Source organism: Synechococcus sp. H70.1 (genome assembly GCF_047502705.1).
In the GTDB taxonomy this organism is placed as follows: domain Bacteria; phylum Cyanobacteriota; class Cyanobacteriia; order Thermostichales; family Thermostichaceae; genus Thermostichus.
Genome location: NZ_JANSIV010000177.1, coordinates 34,663 through 56,322 on the forward strand (window position 1 = coordinate 34,663; position 21,660 = coordinate 56,322).

The 21,660-nt window shown below is 58.3% G+C and carries 24 protein-coding genes and 1 riboswitch; of the genes, 8 read left to right on the top strand and 16 right to left on the bottom strand.

Translation table 11 applies throughout. The annotated features are described in order from the left end of the window. Window positions 1-47 precede the first annotated feature (47 nt). From NW827_RS11815 to NW827_RS11860, 10 genes are read right to left on the bottom strand one after another with little or no spacing between them, the layout of a single operon-like run. Window positions 48-1,175 (bottom strand): alpha-D-ribose 1-methylphosphonate 5-triphosphate diphosphatase, encoded by a 1,128-nt coding sequence (locus NW827_RS11815; RefSeq protein WP_414503732.1) that lies wholly within the window; start codon window positions 1,173-1,175, stop codon window positions 48-50. Next, the gene (locus tag NW827_RS11820) at window positions 1,156-1,851 is read right to left on the bottom strand and encodes an ATP-binding cassette domain-containing protein (RefSeq protein WP_414359330.1); all 696 of its coding nucleotides are present in this window, start codon (window positions 1,849-1,851) and stop codon (window positions 1,156-1,158) included. The genes NW827_RS11815 and NW827_RS11820 overlap by 20 nt, the downstream gene beginning before the upstream one ends. A gap of 4 nt (window positions 1,852-1,855) precedes the next feature. Continuing rightward, window positions 1,856-2,623: an ATP-binding cassette domain-containing protein gene (locus NW827_RS11825; RefSeq protein ID WP_414403233.1), complete on the bottom strand. Its 768-nt coding sequence runs from the start codon at window positions 2,621-2,623 to the stop codon at window positions 1,856-1,858. Beyond that, complete coding sequence (locus NW827_RS11830) at window positions 2,616-3,485, bottom strand: alpha-D-ribose 1-methylphosphonate 5-phosphate C-P-lyase PhnJ (RefSeq protein ID WP_414359328.1); 870 nt, start codon at window positions 3,483-3,485, stop codon at window positions 2,616-2,618. Before NW827_RS11830 ends, NW827_RS11825 begins: the two co-directional genes overlap by 8 nt. Beyond that, window positions 3,475-4,491, bottom strand: coding sequence for a carbon-phosphorus lyase complex subunit PhnI (locus NW827_RS11835; protein WP_414359326.1), 1,017 nt, complete (start codon window positions 4,489-4,491; stop codon window positions 3,475-3,477). Before NW827_RS11835 ends, NW827_RS11830 begins: the two co-directional genes overlap by 11 nt. Beyond that, on the bottom strand, window positions 4,491-5,033 hold the full coding sequence (gene phnH / locus NW827_RS11840) for a phosphonate C-P lyase system protein PhnH (protein WP_414403234.1): 543 nt from the start codon (window positions 5,031-5,033) through the stop codon (window positions 4,491-4,493). The genes NW827_RS11835 and phnH overlap by 1 nt, the downstream gene beginning before the upstream one ends. Then, entirely contained in the window at window positions 5,030-5,449 is a 420-nt protein-coding gene (phnG, locus tag NW827_RS11845; protein WP_414359323.1) for a phosphonate C-P lyase system protein PhnG, read from the bottom strand. Before phnG ends, phnH begins: the two co-directional genes overlap by 4 nt. Before the next feature lie 9 nt (window positions 5,450-5,458). Continuing rightward, complete coding sequence (gene phnE / locus NW827_RS11850) at window positions 5,459-6,277, bottom strand: phosphonate ABC transporter, permease protein PhnE (protein WP_414503733.1); 819 nt, start codon at window positions 6,275-6,277, stop codon at window positions 5,459-5,461. Beyond that, window positions 6,246-7,142: a phosphonate ABC transporter substrate-binding protein gene (gene phnD / locus NW827_RS11855; protein ID WP_414403236.1), complete on the bottom strand. Its 897-nt coding sequence runs from the start codon at window positions 7,140-7,142 to the stop codon at window positions 6,246-6,248. Before phnD ends, phnE begins: the two co-directional genes overlap by 32 nt. A 48-nt stretch (window positions 7,143-7,190) precedes the next feature. After that, window positions 7,191-7,982, bottom strand: a complete 792-nt coding sequence (locus tag NW827_RS11860) for a phosphonate ABC transporter ATP-binding protein (RefSeq protein ID WP_414403237.1) — start codon at window positions 7,980-7,982, stop codon at window positions 7,191-7,193. A 193-nt stretch (window positions 7,983-8,175) separates the two neighbouring features. Between NW827_RS11860 and hisIE the strand changes: the two genes are divergently transcribed. From hisIE to NW827_RS11875, 3 genes are all read left to right on the top strand, one after another. Further along, window positions 8,176-8,871, top strand: a complete 696-nt coding sequence (gene hisIE / locus NW827_RS11865; protein WP_414403238.1) for a bifunctional phosphoribosyl-AMP cyclohydrolase/phosphoribosyl-ATP diphosphatase HisIE — start codon at window positions 8,176-8,178, stop codon at window positions 8,869-8,871. Further along, the gene (locus NW827_RS11870; protein ID WP_414403239.1) at window positions 8,831-9,517 is read left to right on the top strand and encodes a DUF1997 domain-containing protein; all 687 of its coding nucleotides are present in this window, start codon (window positions 8,831-8,833) and stop codon (window positions 9,515-9,517) included. Before hisIE ends, NW827_RS11870 begins: the two co-directional genes overlap by 41 nt. A 45-nt stretch (window positions 9,518-9,562) precedes the next feature. Continuing rightward, window positions 9,563-9,656: riboswitch (Fluoride riboswitch) on the top strand. Beyond that, complete coding sequence (locus NW827_RS11875; RefSeq protein ID WP_414503734.1) at window positions 9,640-11,376, top strand: cation:proton antiporter; 1,737 nt, start codon at window positions 9,640-9,642, stop codon at window positions 11,374-11,376. (Overlaps the previous riboswitch by 17 nt.) A gap of 62 nt (window positions 11,377-11,438) precedes the next feature. Here NW827_RS11875 and NW827_RS11880 read toward each other — a convergent pair whose 3' ends face one another. Next, window positions 11,439-11,993 (bottom strand): hypothetical protein, encoded by a 555-nt coding sequence (locus NW827_RS11880; RefSeq protein ID WP_414403241.1) that lies wholly within the window; start codon window positions 11,991-11,993, stop codon window positions 11,439-11,441. A gap of 174 nt (window positions 11,994-12,167) precedes the next feature. On the opposite strand from NW827_RS11880, the gene NW827_RS11885 reads away from it, so the two are divergent. After that, on the top strand, window positions 12,168-13,361 hold the full coding sequence (locus tag NW827_RS11885) for an MFS transporter (protein ID WP_414403242.1): 1,194 nt from the start codon (window positions 12,168-12,170) through the stop codon (window positions 13,359-13,361). Here the strand turns inward: NW827_RS11885 and NW827_RS11890 are convergent. From NW827_RS11890 to NW827_RS11910, 5 genes are all read right to left on the bottom strand, one after another. Then, window positions 13,312-14,382 (bottom strand): EAL domain-containing protein, encoded by a 1,071-nt coding sequence (locus NW827_RS11890; RefSeq protein WP_414503735.1) that lies wholly within the window; start codon window positions 14,380-14,382, stop codon window positions 13,312-13,314. The two genes, NW827_RS11885 and NW827_RS11890, sit on opposite strands and share 50 nt — an antisense overlap. Before the next feature lie 82 nt (window positions 14,383-14,464). Next, the gene (gene gloB / locus NW827_RS11895; protein ID WP_414359306.1) at window positions 14,465-15,223 is read right to left on the bottom strand and encodes a hydroxyacylglutathione hydrolase; all 759 of its coding nucleotides are present in this window, start codon (window positions 15,221-15,223) and stop codon (window positions 14,465-14,467) included. A gap of 6 nt (window positions 15,224-15,229) precedes the next feature. Then, window positions 15,230-15,493, bottom strand: a complete 264-nt coding sequence (locus tag NW827_RS11900; protein ID WP_414359305.1) for a DUF3143 domain-containing protein — start codon at window positions 15,491-15,493, stop codon at window positions 15,230-15,232. A 96-nt stretch (window positions 15,494-15,589) separates the two neighbouring features. Continuing rightward, window positions 15,590-16,006 (bottom strand): J domain-containing protein, encoded by a 417-nt coding sequence (locus NW827_RS11905; RefSeq protein ID WP_414359304.1) that lies wholly within the window; start codon window positions 16,004-16,006, stop codon window positions 15,590-15,592. A gap of 92 nt (window positions 16,007-16,098) precedes the next feature. Next, window positions 16,099-16,281 (bottom strand): 50S ribosomal protein L32, encoded by a 183-nt coding sequence (locus tag NW827_RS11910; protein ID WP_011430004.1) that lies wholly within the window; start codon window positions 16,279-16,281, stop codon window positions 16,099-16,101. A 325-nt stretch (window positions 16,282-16,606) separates the two neighbouring features. On the opposite strand from NW827_RS11910, the gene NW827_RS11915 reads away from it, so the two are divergent. From NW827_RS11915 to NW827_RS11930, 4 genes are all read left to right on the top strand, one after another. Further along, complete coding sequence (locus NW827_RS11915) at window positions 16,607-17,659, top strand: CsgG/HfaB family protein (protein WP_414503736.1); 1,053 nt, start codon at window positions 16,607-16,609, stop codon at window positions 17,657-17,659. A 164-nt stretch (window positions 17,660-17,823) separates the two neighbouring features. After that, complete coding sequence (locus tag NW827_RS11920; RefSeq protein WP_414503737.1) at window positions 17,824-18,483, top strand: SDR family oxidoreductase; 660 nt, start codon at window positions 17,824-17,826, stop codon at window positions 18,481-18,483. A gap of 88 nt (window positions 18,484-18,571) precedes the next feature. Beyond that, complete coding sequence (locus tag NW827_RS11925) at window positions 18,572-21,097, top strand: dynamin family protein (protein ID WP_414403246.1); 2,526 nt, start codon at window positions 18,572-18,574, stop codon at window positions 21,095-21,097. Window positions 21,098-21,136: 39 nt separating this feature from the next. Continuing rightward, window positions 21,137-21,547 (top strand): KGK domain-containing protein, encoded by a 411-nt coding sequence (locus NW827_RS11930; RefSeq protein ID WP_414359297.1) that lies wholly within the window; start codon window positions 21,137-21,139, stop codon window positions 21,545-21,547. Window positions 21,548-21,660: the final 113 nt, after the last annotated feature.

Below are 21,660 nucleotides of genomic sequence, written 5' to 3' on the forward strand. Positions count from 1 at the left end.
CAGGGGGCTTCGACTCTGGGCACAACTTTTTGGCGATCCAGTCTTCCCTACCAACCTAGGCCATCGCGGAGAAAGACGGGCTTGCCGGCAACAAACACGCCCATAACCCGGAAGGGCTTCTCCCGCAAGATCACCAGGTCGGCCCTCAGCCCTGGGCAAAGAGCCCCCCGATCCTGGAGGCCAACGGCCTGGGCGGGGTTGCGGCTGACCAAGGCGATGGCCTGGGGCAACTCCAAAGCCTGCTTCTCCGCCAGGGCAAAGGCAGCTCTTAGCGCGGCAGCCGGCGAGTAGTCGGTGGCCAGAGCGCCCAGGGATCCTGCCTTCAGGGCCTGGAGGGCGGAGAGATTGCCCACATGGGAGGATCCCCTGAGAGCATTGGGGGCCCCCATGACCACCAGTAAGCCCAACTGTTGGGCTTCTAGAGCAGCGGCCAAGGTGACCGGAAACTCGCTGATCTTCACGCCCAGCTTGGCCATCAACTGAACCTTGTCGGGGCAATCGTCGTCATGGGAAGCCAGCGTCACCCCTTGCTCTTTTGCCTGCTGGGCCAGCTCGGCAAGGGCAGGGAGAACTTCTAGCTGGGATGGGTTCCTGAGGCTGGCGGCAACCTCCTCAGGCTGCTGGCCCAGGTGACGGGCCATATAGCGAACGTAGTCTTCTAGGGTCGGGAACTGGCCTTGGCCAGGCGTGTGATCCATAAACGAAAGGAGATCCACCCAACCTTGGCTGAGGGCGTGGCGAACGGCTGCTGCTCCCAAGGGGCGAGAGACTTCGTAGCGGGCATGGATCCGCAAGTCCAGCGACAAACGGGAACGCAGGGCAACCAATTGCTCGGCCAGGGCCAAAGCGGTCTCCGGGCTGCGCCAACCGGGCAGGCCCTCCCAAAAGGACAGGGTGACAAAAGCAGTGGTCATGCCTGCTGCCAGAGCTCGGTTTTCCCAAACCTCCAGGGCCATCTCGGCAGCCAACTGTACCCCTGGCCGCGGCTCCAGCTCCGGCTCTAGGCTGTCGGCGTGGAGATCGATGACGCCAGGGACGAGGGTTAAGCCCTGTAAAGGGATTCCTTCGTCCACCTGCCCTTCTCGAATCTCAGCAATCCACTCCCCCTCCAGCCGCAGGGATCCCAGCGGGAGCACTTGGTCAGGGAGAACCAGCTTAAGTCCGGACAGCCACATCTTGCTTCTCCTCCAGGTGGTAGGTTTTGTCCACCAAGCCCGCCACGTCTTCTGGCGAGTGGAAAACGCCAACAAGCGCAGTTCCCTGCTGCTTCAGATGGCGAAGGCGCTCCCGCAGAGCTTTCCTGGCCCCTGCATCCAAGCTGGCCGTGGGCTCGTCCAACAGCAGCAAGGGATAGGGATGAATGAGCGAGCGGGCCAGGTTGAGCTTTTGTTTTTCGCCCCCAGAGAAACCCGTGGGGAAAGCCTCCAGTAACTCGGGCTTTAGGCCCAGCTCCAGGAGCAGCTCTGCCGCCCGCTGCCGTGCTCGGCTTTCTTCTACACCTCGCCACAGCAGCGGCTCCGCCACCAGCTCCAGGGCGGTGGTGCGGGGTCGGGGATCCAGAAACTGGCTGACATAGCCGATGTACTCCCGCCGGATCCACAAGATCTCGCGATCCCCCAAACGCGCCAGATCCACCCTTCCGCGGGGAGTCTGCAGAAGGATCTGCCCCCCTGTGGGACAGTAGCTGCGGTAAAGTGTTCGCAACAGGGAAGACTTGCCGGCGCCATTGGGGCCCTCTAGGAGCAGCAACTCCCCTGCTTGTAGGGAGAAGCTCACCTGTTTGAAAGCCAGAACTTCCCGCCCCAGCCGGTGCAGGAAAAACCGCTTTTCCAAATCGATAACTTGCAGCATCTCTCTACAGCCTTGCGGCAACCAAATCCTGAGTAAAGGGGTGGCGGGGATCCTCCAGCACTTGGTCGGCGAGGCCTTCTTCTACCACCTCTCCCTGGTGCAAAACCACAATGCGATCCGCCAATGCCCGTACCACTGAGAGATCGTGGCTAACCAAAATCAGACTCATCCCCAACTGCCGCTTGAGGCGGCGTAGGGTGTCCAAGAAGGTTGCCTGCACCAGCAAATCTAAGCCAGTCGTTGGCTCGTCCAAGAGGATGGCCGTTGGCTCTTGAGCCAAGGCTTTGGCAATCTGCACCCGCTGCCGCTCCCCTCCCGAAAGGAAAGTAGGCGGATCCCCAGCCCGCTCCAGGGGGAAGTCTGCCCTCTCCAAAGCTGCCTGCGCTTCCTTTTGCAAAACTTCAAATCGCCGTTCCCCCTTGAGCACAAGGGGCTCAGCAACATTGGTTAGGGCGGCAAAGCCCATGCGCAGGGCCTGGGCAGCTTCTTGATAAACCATGGCCAAGTGGCGCCGCGCCGCAGGTCGCTCATAGGGAGAAAGCGCCAGCAGATTACACCCCTCCCAGCCGGGGAGGTTGAGCCAGTATTCCCCTTGCGCCGTCTCCTGGAGATAGAGAATTCTCAAAAGGGTGCTCTTGCCGCTGCCAGAAGCCCCCACCACCCCCAGCACCTCCTGGGGATAGAGCTTGAGGCTGACGTTCTTGAGGGCCCAGCGATCCCCGTAGGCTTTCCACACCTTGACCAGTTCCAGCAAAGGCCTTTCTTCAACCATGCTGCTTCTCCCCAACAAATAAAGGCCCACTTTCTTTGCCAGCTAGGAGTTTTTCCATATAGCCCTGGTCGGAGATCTCGTAGGCCAAGCTGCCATCCTCCTGAGGAATGGCGTTGAGAAAGACGTGGCGGCAACCGGTGCGGCGGCAGGATCCCACAATGGGTTCCGGCTGGAAGGGTCGATCCACAAAGGCCAGAGGTTCTACCTGCGTGTAAGGGGGGACAGCATAGATCCGCTTCTCCCGACCGGCGCCAAAGAGCGTGATGTGGGCTGCCTGGTGCAGCTTGGGCAGATCCCAGCGCGGCAGGGGACTGGGATCCATCACATAGCGGCCATGCACCAGAACGGGATAGGCTGCTCCCTTGCGGCTGCGGCCGTGACGCAAGTGTTCTTCAAATAGATCCACCCAAAGCAGGCTGTAGTCCCCCAGGGCATGCAGCTCCCGTGCCTTGGCATCGGAAGGCTCCACGTAGCGCAGGGGCTCAGGGATCGGGACTTGCAAGATCAAAATTTGTCCTTCTTGCAGCCGCTCCTCCGGGATGCGGTGACGGCTTTGGATGAGGGTTGCTTCCAAAGCATCGGTGGTGGTTCGAGCTCCGCTGACGTGGGCAATGAAGCGGCGCAAGTTGGCAGCATTAACCGAGTCATCCGCTCCTTGGTCGATGACCTTCACCACATCTTCCGGCCCCACGAGGCTGAGGGTAAGCTGCAGGCCGCCCGTGCCCCAGCCGCGGGCTAGGGGCATCTCTCGGCTGGCAAAGGGAACTTGATATGCCGGTATGGCCAAAGCCTTGAGAACCTTGCGCCGAATTTCTCGCTTGGCTTCAGGATCCAAGTAGGCGTAGCTATGCTTAGGGTTCAAGAGCAGCCTCCTGATGGCTCATCCAATTGCTGAAGAACGTTACATAGTGAGGCAGTTTGTAGTGCAGGGCAAAGCCCGAGGCCTCCACGGGATCCGTGTGTACCAGAACAAACTCCTCGCTGCGGGCCGGATGGGTGGGGCGATCCATCTCCAAATCCAACATTGCGCCCGCAATAACCCGCCCCTCGTTCCAGCCCAAGCTGGCAGCAAAGCCTAAGCGGTATCCCTTCTCCCCATGCCCGACGACTTCTGCAAAGGCCAAGCGGATCCGCCCCAGGCGAAAGCTGCCTCCCCGCACCGGGTGGATAGCCCGCACCTCGAGATAGCCCACCCCCAACTCCGCCACTGTTGGGTGGGTGTGGACGTTGTAGGCCCGCATGGCGCTGTAGGCGAGGGCCAGGAGTCCCCCGGTGTCCCCTCGCGCCAAAGCTTGCAGGCGATGGGCTCTTGGCGCCGGAAACAGCAGCGGCTGCCGCGTTAGATCCGGGATCTCTTCCTCTAAGTCTTTCTCTGCCACTGGATCTTCTTCCAGTAGGCCTTGCTCTTTTAGCCAGGTTCGCACCGAGGGGTAGCGCTGGGGAGCAGCCGTGGTCTCTGGCTCCACCCCTTGGGTTCCGGAAAAACCCAGCAGACGCAGGCTGTAGTCGAGGGTGGGGCCGAGGACTTGGCCGCCGGGAATGCTCTTGAAGGCTGAAGAAAGCCGTCGCACCAGGAGCAAATCTTCTTTTTTCTGAAGCTGCGCTTTGCCCAGGCGAGGAAGGGTAGTTCGATGAGCTCGCAAAAGCAGCAGCGCTTCGTAGAGATCGCCCCCTGTCTGGGCCAAGGCCTCAGCAGCCAGCTCTGGAGCCCAGAGGCCAGCTTCCGCCATCACCTGATCCAAAAGATAGGGCAAGTAGCTGGCCAGGCCCTTACTCCACTGACCTGCCCCCCTCGGCAACAATTCCCGAAAAAGGGCTTCGGCATTGAGAATGGCCTCCTGACTGCCCCGCGCCACCACGTAGCCCATCAACCCACCTCCACACTTCGCGGTATGCCTACTACATGCTGCCCGTCGGTAAGCAAGATGTCCACTCCCAACGGGTAGGCCGAGATCTGGGAGCGCAGCCGCCAAAAAGCAGGGGGCAAATCCACAGCCAAGCGCACCTCCCCAGCAATGCCGGGGCCCTTGAAGACAAGAGGGGATCCCTGGCCCCAGCCAGTTCCCAGGATGAGAGTTGCCCCGCTCTCCGGCTCCAGGTAGGTGCCCCTCTTAAGAACCGAGAGGGTTTCCCAGCCGGCAGGCAAATCCGCCAGCCGCTCGGCAAAGACAAAGTCCGCCGCCTCCAAGGCCACGGGCCGAGGAGCCTGACCGCGCAGATCCAAGAGCAGCCAGTCTGGCGCCCAAACCCCCACATTTCCATCCACCAGGGTAGTCCCAATGAGGCGGAAGGCTTGGCGCAGCGAGTGAGTTGGCAAGCGCCAAAGCCGGCCAGGGTAGCTCAGCGCCATCACCAAGGTTCGGAAGACCTGTTGGCTTTGCCGTTCGGCTGCAGGTATGGGCACGCTCATAGCGTCTCTACCTCCAAGCGCGTGGCGGCCACCTTGCGCCAGAGGCGCTCATCCTTCTCCTGGAGATGTTCCTGAGCTTCCAGGGCCAAGGCCTGGATCCGATCTTCAGCAATCCCCGCCTGCAACGCGGCATCCAGGTAAGCCAGGGAGCGGGCCAGGCGCGGCCGTTCCCCCAGCACCATTCCATAGCCTTCCACTCCCTTTCGGGGGAAGCGCAGCCAAACCTCGTAAACCAAGACTTCTCCCAGATAAAACGGCGTACCGCTGCGCGAGTCCTGGAAGGGGAGCAACAGCAGGCCTGCCCCTTCCTTCAGCTTCTGGCTAGCTCCCAGAGCGGGCCGTACCTCCCGCGCCAGAGCCACAACTGTCTTTTCAGGAGCCTCCTGCAGCAGCTCCAGGATTTCAAGAGCCTGCACCCTCACCTCCTATACCAGGGATTGGCGAATTCGCGCCGAGACCTTGTCGATTGTAAACACGGTTAGCAGGATGAGCAAAATGATGGTGGCGGCGTCCTGAAAGCGGAAGGCCCGCACCGTCTGCATCAAATCGAAGCCGATACCACCAGCTCCCACCAAGCCCAAGACTGTTGCCGAGCGCACATTGACCTCAAACAGGTAGAGCGTCACCGAGTAGAACGCTGGGGCCACCTGCGGCCAAAAGCCATAGACAAGAACCAGCAGAGGATGGGAGCCCGTAGCCCTCACGGCCTCCACCTGCCCCATATCCACTGTCTCAATGGCCTCGGAGAGCAACTTGCCTGCCACTCCAGCTGTGTGCAGCGTCAACGCCAGGATCCCTGGGAGAGGCCCCAAGCCAATGGCGGCCACAAAAACCAGGGCTAGAACCAGCTCGTTAAGCCCCCTGAGGATGTCCATTAACCCGCGGACAGCCAGATAGACCACGGGAGAGCGGACGACGTTCTTGGATCCCAGGAAGGCCAAGGGAAGCACAAGAAAGGTGGCCAGAAAAGTGCCCCAGAAAGCCATGATCAGGGTCTGGAGCAAAGAGTAAAGAAAAGCTGGCAGAAATTGCAGGCTGGGCGGAAAGAAGCGAGCGACAAAGACAGCACTCCTCCCCAACCCAGCCAGCAACCTGACTGGTGAGATCTCAGCCGGCCCTGCCGTCAGCAGGAGAGTCAAAAAGACCATCCCGCCGAGGAGAACACTGAGGCGATCTCTCCGTTTGAGCTCCGCTGGTAAGGGGGGCAGTTTCTTAGAGTTGGCACTCAGGTTGCTTAAGAGCATTGTTAACCCTGCGGAAGGGATCGTAATCCTTGTCGCTGGCCGGCTCAAAACCCTTGAGACCGCGAGCTTCTAGCCATTGCTTGCCTTCCGGTGTGTTCTCGTACTCTAGGTAGGCCGTGCGGATGGCTTCTTTGAGGTCTTCCGGCAGGTCTTTGCGGTAGGCCCAGGGAGAGGAAGGGATCGGATCGGACTTCCAGATCACCTCAAAATCTTCCAAACCCTTAATTTGGCCCTTCTTGGTGGCAATACTGATCCCGGTATCCCAGGTTACCCCCACGGGAATGGTTCCCTGAGCAACCCCCAGGATAACCGACTCATGGTTGCCGGCAAAGGTAACTTGTTTAAAGTACTCCTTGGGCTTGATCTTGGCCTCTAGACAGAAGTAAGCCATGGGCACCTTGAAACCAGAAGTGCTCTCCGGGTCAACGAAAGCAAAATCTTTGCCCTTGGCGTCTTCTAGTGTTTTGATACCACTGCCCTTCTTGGAAATCATCAGAGAGTGGTAAACAGTGCCCGAGCGGACAGAATCTTCCTTCACAAAGGCTTCGATGGGGGCATTGGCTTTTTCAATCGCATCGACGTAAGAGGCGGGCCCATAAAAAGCAACGTGGGTTTTCCCTTCCGCCTGGGAGAGCATCACGGCTGTGTAGTCGCCAGCCACAAACAAACGCACCGGGATCCCCAATCTCTGCTTGAGGTATTCCAGGAAAGGCGCATAGCGAGCTTCGTAATCAGCAGCACTCTCCACCGGCACTTCAGCGATCACTAGCTCCTTGGGCCAGTTCTGCTTCTGCGCCAGCACCGGCACCCAACTGGCAAAGCCCAATAGGAAAGCCGCTAGAGCCAAAACCTTTCTTCTCCGCATGAGTATTCTCCTCTGCAGTTGTGAAGTTGAGTTTGAGCTTACCTGTCCTCAAGCCGTCAAGGCTGAGGGCAACCCTCCGAGGGTTTGAGAGGCTTCCCCCTCCCCGAAGTAGAGATCCTTCTCTTTTTCAGGGGTGAGAGCAGAAACCGGCCCATCAAAGAAAACCTGCCCATCCTTGAAGGCAACAACTCGGTTGGCGTAATGGCGCACCATCTCCAGGTGATGCAGGGTCACTAGGAGCGGGATGCCCTGTCGACGAACCATCCCCAGCAGTAAATCCATGATCACCTGCGCATTTTTGGGATCCAAAGCCGAGATGGGTTCATCTGCCAGGATCAGGGCCGGCTCTTGGATCAAGGCGCGAGCAATGCCCACCCGCTGCTGCTGTCCCCCCGAAAGAGCATCGGCCCTCTGCCAGGCGTGCTCGAGAAGCCCCACCTCCTCCAGTAGCTTTTCTGCTTGGGCCAGATCTTGCTTCGAGAACTGCCGCAGCAAGCCCTGGGTAAGATTCAGGTGGGGCAGGCGCCCAATCAGGACGTTCTCCAAGACAGTCAGGCGGCCAATGAGCTGAAAAGTCTGGTAGATCATGCCCGTGCGCTTGCGCACCTGCTGCAGCCCCTCCCCTCCGCCTTCGTGGAGGGGGAAAGAGCCAACCCAGACTTTTCCAAAACTGGGCCTGACCATTCCCTTCAGGAGCTTAAGGAGGGTGGACTTCCCAGCGCCAGAGGGGCCAATCAGAGCCACCACCTGGGCTCCATCGCCAAACAGGTCGAGGCAAACCCCTCTTAGGGCAACCTTGTTTTTAAAGGTGACCCAGAGGTTTTCTACCCGGATGCGCATTGCTCTCCCTCGGCGCGTGAAAGCTCGGTATCAAACTTAGCAGCTTGACTTTAAGTCACGACTAAAACGAGGTTAAGCCCAGATTAAAATCCCCCTAGCGGCAACAAAAACCGGGCTGGGCAGGAGGAGGTACCCTGGGGAGAGCTGGCTTTGCTATCTTGCTTTTTATGCTCTCTTTGGATTCCTGCCCTCTATGATTGCTGCCTCGGACTCCATTCCTTCAGCGGATCCGCCCCGCGCTCTTCTGCCGGAGGGGATCGCTCATCTGGACAGCCTCCGCTACAACGAACAGGGTTTGATCCCGGCCATTGTGCAGGACTACCTAGACGGGACGGTGCTGATGATGGCCTGGATGAACCGGGAATCGCTGCAGAAAACGCTGGAGACAGGCCGCACCTGGTTCTGGAGCCGCTCCCGCCAGGCGTTCTGGCCCAAGGGGGAAACTTCTGGCCACGTGCAGTGGGTCAAACAAATCCGCTACGACTGCGACAGCGACGCACTGGTCATTTTGGTGGAGCAGGTGGGAGATGCGGCCTGCCACACAGGAGTGCGGAGCTGCTTCTTCCGCACCCTCCCAGAGAAGGAAGGGGATCCCATCCCGGCCGCCGATACCCTGTCGCAGGTGTTTGCCGTGATCAAGGCCCGCCAGGCGGATCCCCGTCCCGATTCCTACACCAGCAGCCTGCTGGCCAAGGGAGACAACGCCATCCTAAAAAAACTCGGCGAGGAGACGGCTGAAGTGGTGATGGCGGCAAAGGAGGGGGACAAGACCGCCCTGGCCCGCGAGGTGGCGGATCTCTGGTACCACTGCCTCGTGGCTCTTGCTCACTATCAGGTGGATATTCGGGATGTCTATCGCCAACTCCAAGCCCGTCGTTCCCCTCAGTGAAGGGGCTTTGTCCGAAGAGGGGGAGCCGCCTTTGGAGGAGATGGATCACCCCCCACCGTTAGATCAACCAATAGCTAAGGTCCACTTGGATTTGCAGGCAGGACGACGGGGCCAAGTGGATCTGGAGACTGACCGGGAGACTTTGGCCCGTTACCTGCGCGGCCACGGCCAGTGGATCCAGCGCTGCTTCCGGCCACTCCAGGTGGAGCCCCTCTCTGCCGACACCTACAAGCTGCAATTTTTCCGCATGGGTGGGCTGGGGTTTGAGCTGGAGCCCTGCTTTGGGGTGAAGATCTGGCCGGAGGAAGATTACCTATTTCGGCTGACTTCGACTGAGCTGCCGGGGGAGGCCGCCCTGCCCTATCGGGTAGATTGCCAGGCCAGTTTCCGGCTGGAGGAGCTACCGGGATCCCCTGCCACTACCCGCGTCCACTGGGATCTTCATCTCGATATCCGGCTGCATTTGCCCAAGTTTTTGCAAGTTCTGCCGCGCAAGTTGGTTCAGAGAGTGGGCAGCCAGGTGGTGCAGCAGGTTACCCGCAGCCTTAGCGATCGCTTTACCCACAATGTCTGCAGCGATTTCTATTGCTCCATTGGCCGTCCCCATCACTCCTATCGCTTGGTTGCGGTGGAAGATGGGGCGTGATACGGTAAGGGGCAAATGCGTTGCGGGTGGGCTGCTCGGCCTTTCCCGGCAACCGGTGATGGGGTTCACCGCAACCGCCTCAGGCAGGTTCTAAGAATTCTCTAAATCCAAGGCTGAGGCTGATGACTCCTACTCTTCTGGGCAGCTCCAGGGGGTGGGAGTCTTTGATGTTGGCTTGCCACTCCGCGGCTCTACTTTCCCCTGGGCTGCCCTTCGACACCCGGACGGCAAAGAGAGAGGTTCTGTTGATGCTGGGCAGTTGGCTGTGGATCTTAGGGATGGGCTTTTTTGTCGGCCAGATCGTGGGCCGGTTGGGGATGCCGCCACTAGTGGGGATGATTCTGGTCGGGATCCTGTTGCAAGAGGTCTTGTCCCCAGAGCTGTTGGCGGCAGCCGGGGATCTGCGCCTAGTGGCCGTCACGATCATCCTCATGAGGGCGGGCCTGGGGCTGGATTGGGAAAAGCTGGCCCAGCAGGGATCCGTGGCCCTGCGGCTGGGGTTTTTGCCGGCAGCCTGTGAGGCGGTGGCAGTGGCGCTCTTGAGCCGCTGGATCCTGGGGCTGGATTGGCCGACAGGACTGCTTTTGGGCTGCGTGCTCGGGGCGGAGTCGCCGGCGGTGATCGTGCCGGGGATGTTGCGCCTCAAGAGCCTAGGCTGGGGGGTAGCCAAAGGGATCCCGGACGCCATTTTGACCGGCAGCGCCCTTTCCGATGTGCTGCTGTTGCTGGGCTTTAGCCTGTTGCTGAGCTTTTTGGGGCAGGGATCTGCCCAGAGCCTTCGCCTGCAGTGGCTGCCGTTCCAGGTGGGGATGGAGATCCTGCTGGGGGTGGCGGTGGGCTACCTGGGGGCGCGGGTTTTGGTGGCCCTCTTGGTGCAGCAGAACTGGACCCGCAACAGTACGCAAGAGGTGCTGCTGGCGGCCTGCCTGGCGCTGGGCTTGGTGCTGGCGTCGCAGGTGTGGCCCTATTTTTCCGGCTACCTGGCGGTGATGGCCCTGGGGTTTTTTCTCGTCCAACTGGATGGGCCGCTGGCGCGGCGGCTGCGGCTTGGGTTCGACGCCCTCTGGACGGTGGCGGAGATTGTGCTGTTTGTCCTGCTGGGAGCCTCTTTGGATCTGCAGGTACTGGGATCCCTGCTCTTGCCCGGTTTGCTGCTTTTGACCCTGAGCCTGCTGTTGGGCCGGGGCCTGGGCTGGTGGCTTTCCACCCTGGGGAGCAACTGGAACTGGCGGGAGCGGCTCTTTTTGCTGCCGGGCAACATGGCCAAAGCCACGGTGCAGGCGGCCATCGGCGGCATCCCCTTAGCCCAGGGGATCCCTGGCGGGGACACGATCCTCGCCCTAGCGGCCCTGTCGATTTTGACCACAGCACCCCTAGGGGCCTGGCTAACCCAGGTTTTCGCCCCTCGCCTATTGGAAAAGGGAGAGGTGGATCCCACCAAGGTGGGCAGCCAGGGCAAGGTGAGCTTCTTGGCCGCCGTGGATACCTCTCCCTTGGCGGAGGCGGTGCTGCGCAAGGCAGCGGATCTGGCGCGGCGGGTGGATGGGGAAGTGATTGTGCTCCATGTTACCGATGAGCCTCAGGGGAAGGGGGTGGAAGCGTTGCGGCAGCTTGCCCAGCGCCTCTTGGCGGATATTCGCCACGAATTTTGCCTGGCTTCCGGCCCCCTGGCGGAGACCATCGTGGACATAGCCCAGGAGCGGCAGGTTACCGACATAGTCCTAGGCAAGCGGGGCCACCGCCCCTGGGAGCAGGTGCTAGTGGGATCCACTTCCCAAGCGGTGTTGGAGACCAGCTCTATTCCTGTAATCCTCGTAGAGTCTCCTAGAGAAACCCCTGGGCAGGCAGCGGAGGCTTAAAGATCAATGCTGGGCCCTAGAGCTGTTGCTAGGCTAGGCCTCCAAACCGGCCTCAGCAAAGATTATTTGGCTCTACGAGGTATCCATCGGTTTTCGGCGACAGTGAAGCACCTTTTTTCTTTCTTAGTAGGGCAGCACTGGGCATCTTTGGGACCATGAACAAGCATATCTAAGCAGACCTCAGCACTTCCTCTAGAGCTACGAGCGATGGAAATGTTGTTAACGACAACTCTATCGCCAAGAAATACAGGCTCTAGGAGTGTGGGGTTTTTGCTGCCACCTAACAGGCCGGATAAGCTTATCCAGGCAGCACTGCCTCCTGTACTGCTTGCTGCAACCGCCACCACATCCTGAAGCCCATCGTTGTTAAGATCGGTAGGTTCCAGCCTTTCAAGGCTTGCTGTTAGAAACCCTTCTTCAAAAATGCTAGAGCCTCTTTGATACTTGCCATCTTGAAAACGAACCCGCTCAATATCTGGAAGGGGCGAGGTAGCTATGAGATACTCAGCGTTTAAGAACGCCTGCTCGGCACTTGTTTTAACCGTCGATGCTATCGAAACTAAACAGGCACTTAACAAAAAGCAAGCCAGCTTAAAAAGAATTCTTTTAGCGGCCATTGCTTTGCTCCCTTAGCCAAAAGGACGGAGGGTGTCTAATTCTATTCGATGCAAAGGAAGGAGAACAAGATTGGCTTAGCCTTAGATTGGCCGCAGTTGCTCCTGGTTAGATAAGACCCTCCTGAAGCCTTCTTTGCTCTCACCTCTTGTCTCCGCTAGGCATGGACACCGGCCATGACTCTTTTCTCTCCTGCTTGGCGCTTCATCGTTTTGCTGGGGATCGTCAGCCTCTGCGCCGACGCCACCTACGAGGGGGCCCGCAGCATCTCCGGAGCTTTTTTGGGATCCCTGGGGGCCAGTGGCACGGTGGTGGGCCTGGTGGCCGGCGGAGGAGAACTGCTGGCCTATGGGCTGCGCCTAGGAGTAGGCTACTGGAGCGACCGGCTCAGTAGGGATCCCGTGCACCGCAGTCGAGGGCAGTGGCAGCTCACCACCCTGGGCTATGTCCTCAACACAGCGGTGATCCCTGCTCTGGCCTGGGTGAGCAGTTGGCCTTGGGCTGCTTTGCTTTTGCTGGTCGAGCGCCTGGGCAAAGGGATCCGCACCCCGCCACGGGATGTGTTGCTCTCCCATGCAGCGCTGCAGGTGGGCCAGGGCATTGGGTTTGGCCTGCACGAGACCTTGGATCAAATTGGGGCGGTGGGAGGGCCGCTGCTGGTGGCAGGAATGGTTGCCGCCGGCTACGGTTTCCAAGGCGCATTCTTGGCCTTGGGGATCCCGGCGGCCCTGGGGCTAGGGGTGCTGGGGCTGGCCCAATGGCTGTATCCCACCCCGCGCGACTTTGAGCCGGAGCCGGAAACCGCTCCAGCAAAAGGCTTTTCCAGGGTCTTTTGGCTGTATCTCACAGCAGCGGCCTGTGTGGCCATGGGGTTTGCCGACTTTTCCCTCATTGCCCTGCACCTGCAGCAGCAAGGTGGCGAGGCGGCAGGGATCCCCTTGCTCTACGCCCTGGCCATGGGGGTGGATGCCCTAGCCGCCCTGGGCTGGGGCTGGCTATTTGACCGCCTGGGGCTGGGGAGCCTGTTGGGGGCGGTGGTCCTGTCTGCCGGTTTTGCGCCGCTGGCCTTTTCCGGCAGCTACGGGCTGACGGTGGTGGGCATGCTGCTCTGGGGGATTGGCCTGGGCGCCCAGGAATCGGTCATGAAGGCAGCAGTAGCCGGCATGGTGGCCGCCCAGGCGAGGGGCTTTGCCTTTGGGCTGTTTACCAGCATCTACGGCCTGGCCTGGTTTTTGGGCAGCGCCCTGATGGGGGTGCTCTACGATCTCTTTCTCCCCGCTTTGGTCATCTTCTCGGTAGCCGCTCAAGCCGTGGGGGCAGCTATCCTCTGGGTCTTAATCCTGAGGGGACAGGCTGGGGCCGGGCGATGAAAAAGCCCTGCACCAGATCTACGCCGCGGTCGCGCACCCACTGCAGCTCTCCTGCCGTTTCGATCCCTTCCGCCAGGGTAGTGATCCCCAGCTTTTGAGCCAGCTCCAGCAGCTTCTCGGCAATCACCGCCTTATAGGGATCCCGATCCACCCCCCGAATGAGCTCCCTATCCAGCTTGATGAGATCCGGCTGCAACTGGTGCAACAGGTTCAGGGAGCCGTAGCCGGCGCCCAGGTCATCCAGCGCCACCCGAAAGCCCGCCTGCCGATAGAAGCGCAAAATCTGCTGCAAATGATCCACATCGGGGCTGCGGTCGGATTCGTTGACCTCAAACACCACCCGCTGGGGCGGGATCCCGGCGCGACTAATGGCCCAGACGGTGGAGCGCAGGCAAAAGGCCGGGTCGTAGATAGCCGTAGGGCTGAAGTTGATGAAGAGATCCCCTTGTAAGCGGTGCTGGGTGGCCGCGGCAATGGCCGTGCGGCGGGCGGCCAAGTCCAAGTGGTAGAGCAGCCCGGCCTCGCGGGCCATGGCAAAGAGCAAGCCCGGCCCAATCACTTTGCCCTCTTTGTCCAATCCCCGCACCAGCGCCTCGTGGCCCACCACACAAGTGGGATCCTGCGCCCGGACAATGGGCTGAAAGTAGGTGGTGAGACGGTCTTCCTTCAACACTTCCAACAAAAGCCCAGCTTGGGTGCGGTGGAACAACTGCAGCAGCGACTCCACCCGGGCGCAATCTTGCCAGCAGGGATCCCTATCTCCGGCCAAAAACAGGGCGCGGCTGGCCCGCATCTCTTCTTGCGAGAGAATCTCAGCCATTGTCTCCAGGGTCTTCTTAAGGGCTCCCTGGGCAATGGCAACAACTAGGCCAAGGTCTTGCAAAAGTTGAACGGGAACCTCTGTCTTGGCCTCCAGGGCCCGCCAGAGCTTCTGGTGGGTATGAGGAGTGGGCAACCAGAGAAATAAGCGCCCTGGCTCTTGCAGAAAGGCGGGCAGAGCTGGGCAGTCGGGGCAAGACATAGATCTGCAGGGAGTAGCTAGAGGCAGTCCCCCCGACAGTATGCCTTAGCTCTCTTAGAAATTGCCAAAAGAAAGAAAAGTGTCAAAACTGATCCTTCATACCCCGCAGCCGGGCAAAGACCCGCACCGGCTCTTGAACGCCGGTGGCCGCCTGCAGAGCCGGCTGATCCCAGCGCAAAAAAGGATTGGTGCGGCGCTCTTCGCCGATGGTGCTGGGCACCGTTGGGGATCCCGCCTGGCGCAGGGCCACCACCTGCTGATAGCGCGCCTGCAGATCCGGGTTGTCCCCATCCACCGTCAAGGCAAACTTAAGATTGTTCAAGGTGTACTCGTGGGCACACCACACCCGCGTCGGTTCAGGTAACTGCCGCAGTTGATCCAGGGATCCCAGCATCTGCTCTGGGGTGCCCTCAAAGAGCCGCCCGCATCCCCCGGCAAACAGGGTATCGCCGCAGAAGAGATCCCCGCTTTCGGGGAAGTAGTAGGCAACATGTCCCCGCGTATGGCCGGGCACAAACAGCACCTTCGCCTGCCGGCCCGCAAATTCCACCGTCTCCCCTGCCTGCAGCTCCACCCTCTGGCCAGGGATCCGCCCTCGATCCACCTGGCTGCCGTAGACGACGGCGCGGGGGTAGCGGGCCAAAAGTTGCAGGTTGCCCCCCACATGGTCGTGGTGGTGGTGGGTGTTGAAGATAGCCACCAGCTCCGCCCCCAGCTCGGCCAATTTGTCCAGCACCGGCTCGGCCACTGCCGGATCCACCACCGCCGCCGTTGCCGTCTCGGGATCGTAGAGCAGATAGATGTAGTTGTCGCGCAGGGCAGGCAATTGCAGAATGCGCATGGCCACTTAATCCTCGAAAATGGCCTGTTCTACATCCTTGCGGCTGAGGGAGTAGGGAAAAGACAAAGTCTTGGTGTTGCCGTTAGGGTAGGTGTAGCGCACCCAAATGCTAGTTTCTTCCAAGCGCAGGCAAGCTTTCCAGCCCGGCCGCTCGCAAAACCACTGCTCTACATCTTCTGGGTCGCGGGTACAACCCTGTTCCTCCAGCCACTGCTCGAGAGAGAAAAGCGAGTGATTATATAGAGGTGTAGTTTCAGGCGGCAAAGGCATGGCGAGATAAAAACTACCCAGCTACCTATTCAAGCACCTTCTAGGCCAGATGCCGAGCATTTCCTAGTCTGTCTGCCCGCAGCTGGAGCAGCCCAGTTAGCCCACCCCGCCCTCCCGCAGCCACGCCAAAACGCCTGCCAGCACTAGGCAGATCACAAAAGTAGCACCCATCAGCAGCAGAGCACAGAGCTCACCTGCAGAAAGCGGTCGGGTTTCCATGGGTAGCTCAAGAGACTCTGCCCCCGGCGAGCCTATGCGCTCGAGTGATCCCGCTTTGGCCATCATTACCTGGAGGCTGGCATCGTAGATAGCCCGCTTGGTCGGGTTGCTGAGAACAAGGTAGGCTTCGTGCAACTCTTGGAAGCAGCGAATGGCCACCTCTGGGGCCAGGGGAGAGGTGTCGGGATGGTAGCGTTTGCTCAACTGCCGGTAGGCCCGCCGAATCTCCTCAGGGGAAGCCCCTGGAGACAGGCCCAGCCGCTGGTAGTAGGTAAGAGAGGTCAACGAGCGCATGCCAGTTGCTAAACAAGCAAGACCAGGAGGCAGCAGAACAGCTCTCAAGGGAGCCTGACCCCAATGTAAACCAGGATCCCTGCTGCCAGGCTTTATTCTTCTCCCTCCTCTTCTTCGGACTTGGCTTTGGGGTAGTAGAAGCCAGTGTTGCGACCGCTGAGAATAGCGCGCCCAATGGTCATGGCCCGCTGCGCCTGTAGCTTGGCTTTGCCCAGCCAGACAGCATACCGCCTGCGACTGCGGGCTTTGGAGGTTTTCTTCTTAGGAACAGGCATAGCTTGCACAAGAACACAGCCCTACTAGGGTAGCACTGAGCTTGCACGCTCGATCCCGTTCTGAACCTGGCCCAATTGGGTCAAGCTTTTCCGGCAACTTACAAAGGGCGAGCCTCTCTGCCCAGCCTTAACTGTTGAGATCTGTCAACTCCTCTGTGCAAACCCTCTTCATCCCTTTTCCCAAAGGCCTCGAAGTCGGTAGAGTATAGGACATCTTCTGGAACAGGCGGCCAGGTGAGATTGGTCATCCTCCCCCGGAAGCTCTTTTGGGTGCAAGCTAAGAATGGACTGTGGCCACCTCCTCGATCCAGGAGATCGCTCAATCATGCGCAACCTCTCTTCCATCTTGTTGTTCGGGATCCCGCTGCTGAGCTTGGGTTGGACGGGGATCCCAGTGGCTGCCCAATCCACCAATCCGGAGCTGTGCCAGAAGTTTCCCCAAGACCTTCGCTGCAGTCTCTCTGCCCCCAGCCAGGTAGGACAAGCGCCTCAACCCAGCACTCGCCCGCGCGTTGCGGTTTTGGATTTTGATTTCAGCAGCCTCAGCAATTCCTACAGCCTGCGCGAGGCTTCGCGGGGGGTGAGCGATCTGCTGGTGGATCGGCTGGTGAGAGATGGCACTTTTTCTGTTATCGAGCGCTCGCGGCTGGACGCGATCTTGGCCGAGCAGAACTTGGGGCTATCAGGGCGGTTGGATGCCAACACCGCCGCTCAGGTGGGCCGGATCCTCGGGGTCGATGCGGTGATCCTCGGCAGTGTTACCCAGTTCGATGTGTCGGTGCGCCGTTCCGGCGGTGGGGCGCCGGTCTTAACCCCCTTCGGCAGCTTTCCGCTGGCGGTGGGGGCCGAGTCGGTGGATGCCGATGCCAACGTGCAGCTCAATGCCCGCCTGGTGAGCACCAGCACGGCCGAGATCTTGGCCGTGGTCGAGGGCCGGGGCAACGCCAGCCAGTCGGATAGTACGGTCACAGTTGCCGGCTTTGGCGGGGGATCCGCCACCAGCAACGAAGAAAAGCTGCTGGTTTTGGCCAGCCAGCAGGCGGTGGAGCAAATTGCCCAGCAGTTGGCCGGTTTTGCCAGTCGCTTGGCGGCCCAGCCCCGCTCTTTGCCGACGGTGGATGCCTTGGTGGCGGATGTCTACGGCAATCAGGTGATCTTGAACAAAGGCAGCCGCGACGGCTATCGCGTGGGATTGATCCTTTCTGTGGAGCGCGTCGTTCGCGAGGTTAAGGATCCGGCCACAGGAGCAGTCCTGCGCAAATTGACCGAGCCAGCTGGCCAAATTCAACTGACAGAGGTGGATCAGGGATCCAGTGTGGGCCGCATTCTCAGCGGCTCTGGCTTTAAGGTGGGAGATGTAGCCAAGCCACTTCAATAGAAGTCCACCGGCTACTCCCCCGTAACTTGCTTCACCAGCAGGTTAGGGCTATTCGTTGCGCTTTGGGATCCCTACCATTCCGCTCTGGGCGGATTGGATAATGGTTCTAGCAGGGCCAACCCAAGAGCTGGTACAACTACAGCCAACCTAGGCAAAGGGAGAAGATGAAGGCTTTTGTTGCAGGGGCTACGGGAGAAACGGGGCGGCGCATCGTCAGAGAGTTGGTGGGACGTGGCATCCCGGTACGGGCGCTGGTGCGCAGCCGCGAGCTGGCCGCACAGGTTCTTCCCCCCGAAGCGGAAGTGGTGGTGGGAGATGTGCTGGACCCGGCCACCCTGGAAGCCGGCATGGAGGGATGCACGGTGGTACTCTGTGCTACAGGAGCTAGGCCCAGTTGGGATCCCTTTCTGCCTTACCGAGTGGACTACCAAGGCACTAAAAACTTGGTAGATGTAGCCAAAGCCCAAGGGATCCAACACTTTGTTTTGATTTCTTCTCTATGCGTGTCCCAGTTGTTCCATCCCCTCAACCTGTTTTGGCTGATCTTGGTGTGGAAAAAACGAGCCGAAGAATACCTGCAAAAAAGCGGCCTCACCTACACCATCATTCGGCCAGGGGGCCTGAAAAACCAGGACAACGAGGATGGCATTGTCCTCTCTCAGGCTGACACTCTCTTTGAGGGCAGCATCCCTCGCCTCAAAGTAGCTCAAGTGGCTGTTGAAAGCCTATTTCAACCGGCAGCAAAAAACCGCATCTTCGAGATCATCGCTAAGCCCGGCGTTCCCAGGCGGGAGTGGAGTGACCTCTTTGCCCTAGCAAGCTAGGGCCCCGTCGGAAGAAAAGTAGTATAGGGATCTCACGCCCGAGGCTGAGGGCGTTATAATCTCCCCAGCCCTAGCGGAGGTCCCTGAGATGGCTGTGCAGCTCTTACCTCAGTGTGAGAACTTACGGGAGCATGTTGAAACGATTCTAAACCTTTGGCAGCAAGATCCCACGCTTTCGGGGAAGCAAGATACAACCCGAGTTCAGGCTTCACTGAGCAAGGCTATTTCTCCAACCTTTGAGATTGTCTTTGCCGGTGCCTTTAGCGCTGGCAAGTCGATGCTGATCAACGCCTTGTTGGAAAGGGAGCTTCTCTATAGCGCCGAAGGACACGCCACAGGGACAGAGTGCTACATCTCCTATGCAGAGCCTGACGCCGAGAGGGTAGTACTCACCTTCCTCAGCGAGCGGCAGGTGCAGGAACAGATGGCTGCCTTCTGCACTCGCTTGGGCTTAGCCCTACCCAGCGGCAACAACCTAGAGGAAGTCACCCTCAATCGCCTAAAAGAGCAGGCTGAGGCCATTGTTCAGCAGGAGGGCGGCAAAAGTAAGTCGGAACGGGCAAAGCAGGCAGATGCGCTGCGCTTATTAGTTGAAGGTTTCCAGCAAAACCGCGCCAGAATTCACCCAGCCGAAAACAGAGTGTTCTCGATGGAACAGCTTAACCTTGGCAACCTAAGAGAAGCGGCCAGTTTTGCCCGGCGCGGTGCCAATAGTGCAGTTCTGCGGAAGATTGAGTACTACTGCCATCATCCTCTATTGGAGGATGGAAACGTTATTGTCGATACCCCTGGAATTGATGCTCCCGTTAAAGCGGACGCCGAGCGCACCTATCAAAAAATTGCCGATCCAAATACTTCCGCAGTTGTCTGTGTCCTCAAGTGTGCTACAACGGGTGAGCTGACTAAAGAAGAAACAGAACTCATTGAGCACATCCAAAGTAGCGAAAGTATTCGCGATCGGGTTTTTTATGTGTTCAACCGCATTGATGAAACTTGGTACAACTCGCAGCTAAGGCAGAGATTAGAGGCCATCATTGACCAGCAGTTTCGTCAAGCTCGCCTATTCAAGACTAGTGCCCTGCTTGGCTTCTACGGCTCACAGATCAAGGCCACAACTCGAGAAACAAGGTTTGGTCTAGATACTATTTTTGCAGAAAGTATAAAAGAGCTAGGTGGCAGAGAGCAGACACCTCAATTTATTAGTGAGTTTGTCAAGTACTGTAGCTCTTCAGGCAGGCTTGTGGGATCCCCCTTCCGCCCTTCGGTGCACGGCTACGAGACTCCTATCGATAACTATATTCGAATTCTAAACGAGTGGGGCATGCCCCTGGTTGAGTACATGATCAAGGATAGTGGCATAGAAGAGTTCCGCAGTGGAGTTACTCGCTATCTAAGGGAAGAAAAGCGCCCGCAGCTGTTTATAGCTCTTGCCGATGACTTGCAGCCTCTGTGTATTGAGCTCAGAAAGTCTTACATAGATCTTTATAGAGACCTAGACAGCCAGCCTAGAGAAGTTGATAGCATGATTGCCCATGAGTTAATGCTTATTAATCAGCAGTTGAATAGGATTGGTCAAGAGTTCGATGAACATATTCAAACTATGATTAACGAAATTATTGACGGAACGGATAAAGAGTTTGAGTATGACTTCCGAAGGCTGCAGGCCAAGATGGTGCGTAGGCTGGATGAGCTTCTGGACACATTCTCAATAGATAGTGCCTATAGCCAAGCTGTCCGCATCCACCACCGTAACTCCACGGCTCCCTTTTTGGCTGTACTGGTTGAGGCTCTTTACTACCTATCAAATCACTTAGAGGATATACTGGTCGAGTCTGCCACCACAGTTGTGGAGAACTCCTTCCGGCGGATTATTGATCGGGTACGCAGTTCAGACTACTACAAGCAGTTGTTTCGCCTACTGGGATCCGACGGTGATCTAGAGAAGAAACTACTAGGGGTTAAAGAAAAAGTTTGCACTGCATTAGTCAGCGGTGCTCGAAAAGAGTGCGACCGGTATCTAAGAGAAAGTCCTCGCTTCTATGACGAGGGCACTTTCTCCATTTACCAGTTCCGGGAAGTTTTAAAGCAAACGTCTCAGTCCTACGATATTTCCGCTATTCGAGATGCAGAGCCCGGGATCCGGCAATTACTGAAGCTTGACTTTGAGCCCAAAGTCAGCCAGACAATACGCTCTAACTTCCGACAAGAAACCAACAATACCCTCAAGACCCAGCTCTTGCCTTTTGCTAAGGAAGTGGCTAATGAAATTCCACAGAGGTATCCTGAAGCAAAGCAGTTTATGGAAGCAACGCTAAGGAAGGAAGCAGAAGAAAGAATCGCCTTAAACCAGCAGCGTCTAAGGGACCTAGAAGCAAAGATCGATAGCTACAACCAAGCTGTTTCGGGGATTAACCTATGCTTACAGGCTATGGGCCTAGGTCGTGAACTTTTGCCCTTGATTTCTCTACCTAAACCTTCTTCAACCGGTGAATTAGCCGACAGCTCAGCAGGTTCTTCCGAGCAGCCAGCGAGCGAAAGTGAGCCGAGTGATGAGATCTCTGACTTAAGTAAGATTTTCCCCGAGCTGGACAGCATACTTGACGATCTGAGATAAAGCAGTTTGTTTCTCCCTACTATTTGAGGAGGTGAAGTTTTGTTGCCTAAGTCCCTGCCCTTGCAGCAATACTTAGAAGGGATCCTCTCTGTAGGGGACAAAACTTTCAAGGTTGCTAGCCTGGTCAAAGCTGCCCAAGAGGATTTGGCCAAAAAGGAAGAGCTCAATCGCTTGTTTATTGCAGCCTTGAGATCCTCGGGGATCCTCCCACCGGAAAACCTGATTAGTATTGCCAGTAGCCTTCTTGCCCCTCAACCCGAAGAGAAGCTACTGCAAGAAACCAAGTGGTTTGATCAGGGCCTGACCTGTCAGCTCTTGGTGCCGGGTAAGAAGGAGTGGGAGAAAGGCAGGGTCAGATTGCGGATAACTGTAGAGTTTGAGCCAGAGTGTACGGGCTCAGAAAGTAGTGATGGATCCCCTCTAGATGACCTTCGCACAGACAAGGAGTAGCTTAAGTTAGCGGGATGCATTAGGAGGCCGAGTCAATGTCAAGCAACGATCAACCTCAGGATCGCTTTGTCGAGATAGATGCTTCTCCAAGCACCGTCATTGATATAGGAGGA

Excerpts from the sequence above, each read along its gene's own strand:
- NW827_RS11815 (WP_414503732.1), bottom strand. The coding sequence starts at position 1,175 with ATGTGGCTGTCCGGACTTAAGCTGGTTCTCCCTGACCAAGTGCTCCCG.
- NW827_RS11820 (WP_414359330.1), bottom strand. The coding sequence starts at position 1,851 with ATGCTGCAAGTTATCGATTTGGAAAAGCGGTTTTTCCTGCACCGGCTG.
- NW827_RS11825 (WP_414403233.1), bottom strand. The coding sequence starts at position 2,623 with ATGGTTGAAGAAAGGCCTTTGCTGGAACTGGTCAAGGTGTGGAAAGCC.
- NW827_RS11835 (WP_414359326.1), bottom strand. The coding sequence starts at position 4,491 with ATGGGCTACGTGGTGGCGCGGGGCAGTCAGGAGGCCATTCTCAATGCC.
- phnH (WP_414403234.1), bottom strand. The coding sequence starts at position 5,033 with ATGAGCGTGCCCATACCTGCAGCCGAACGGCAAAGCCAACAGGTCTTC.
- phnE (WP_414503733.1), bottom strand. The coding sequence starts at position 6,277 with ATGCTCTTAAGCAACCTGAGTGCCAACTCTAAGAAACTGCCCCCCTTA.
- phnD (WP_414403236.1), bottom strand. The coding sequence starts at position 7,142 with ATGCGGAGAAGAAAGGTTTTGGCTCTAGCGGCTTTCCTATTGGGCTTT.
- NW827_RS11860 (WP_414403237.1), bottom strand. The coding sequence starts at position 7,982 with ATGCGCATCCGGGTAGAAAACCTCTGGGTCACCTTTAAAAACAAGGTT.
- hisIE (WP_414403238.1), top strand. The coding sequence starts at position 8,176 with ATGATTGCTGCCTCGGACTCCATTCCTTCAGCGGATCCGCCCCGCGCT.
- NW827_RS11870 (WP_414403239.1), top strand. The coding sequence starts at position 8,831 with ATGTCTATCGCCAACTCCAAGCCCGTCGTTCCCCTCAGTGAAGGGGCT.
- NW827_RS11875 (WP_414503734.1), top strand. The coding sequence starts at position 9,640 with ATGACTCCTACTCTTCTGGGCAGCTCCAGGGGGTGGGAGTCTTTGATG.
- NW827_RS11880 (WP_414403241.1), bottom strand. The coding sequence starts at position 11,993 with ATGGCCGCTAAAAGAATTCTTTTTAAGCTGGCTTGCTTTTTGTTAAGT.
- NW827_RS11885 (WP_414403242.1), top strand. The coding sequence starts at position 12,168 with ATGACTCTTTTCTCTCCTGCTTGGCGCTTCATCGTTTTGCTGGGGATC.
- NW827_RS11890 (WP_414503735.1), bottom strand. The coding sequence starts at position 14,382 with ATGTCTTGCCCCGACTGCCCAGCTCTGCCCGCCTTTCTGCAAGAGCCA.
- gloB (WP_414359306.1), bottom strand. The coding sequence starts at position 15,223 with ATGCGCATTCTGCAATTGCCTGCCCTGCGCGACAACTACATCTATCTG.
- NW827_RS11900 (WP_414359305.1), bottom strand. The coding sequence starts at position 15,493 with ATGCCTTTGCCGCCTGAAACTACACCTCTATATAATCACTCGCTTTTC.
- NW827_RS11905 (WP_414359304.1), bottom strand. The coding sequence starts at position 16,006 with ATGCGCTCGTTGACCTCTCTTACCTACTACCAGCGGCTGGGCCTGTCT.
- NW827_RS11910 (WP_011430004.1), bottom strand. The coding sequence starts at position 16,281 with ATGCCTGTTCCTAAGAAGAAAACCTCCAAAGCCCGCAGTCGCAGGCGG.
- NW827_RS11915 (WP_414503736.1), top strand. The coding sequence starts at position 16,607 with ATGCGCAACCTCTCTTCCATCTTGTTGTTCGGGATCCCGCTGCTGAGC.
- NW827_RS11920 (WP_414503737.1), top strand. The coding sequence starts at position 17,824 with ATGAAGGCTTTTGTTGCAGGGGCTACGGGAGAAACGGGGCGGCGCATC.
- NW827_RS11925 (WP_414403246.1), top strand. The coding sequence starts at position 18,572 with ATGGCTGTGCAGCTCTTACCTCAGTGTGAGAACTTACGGGAGCATGTT.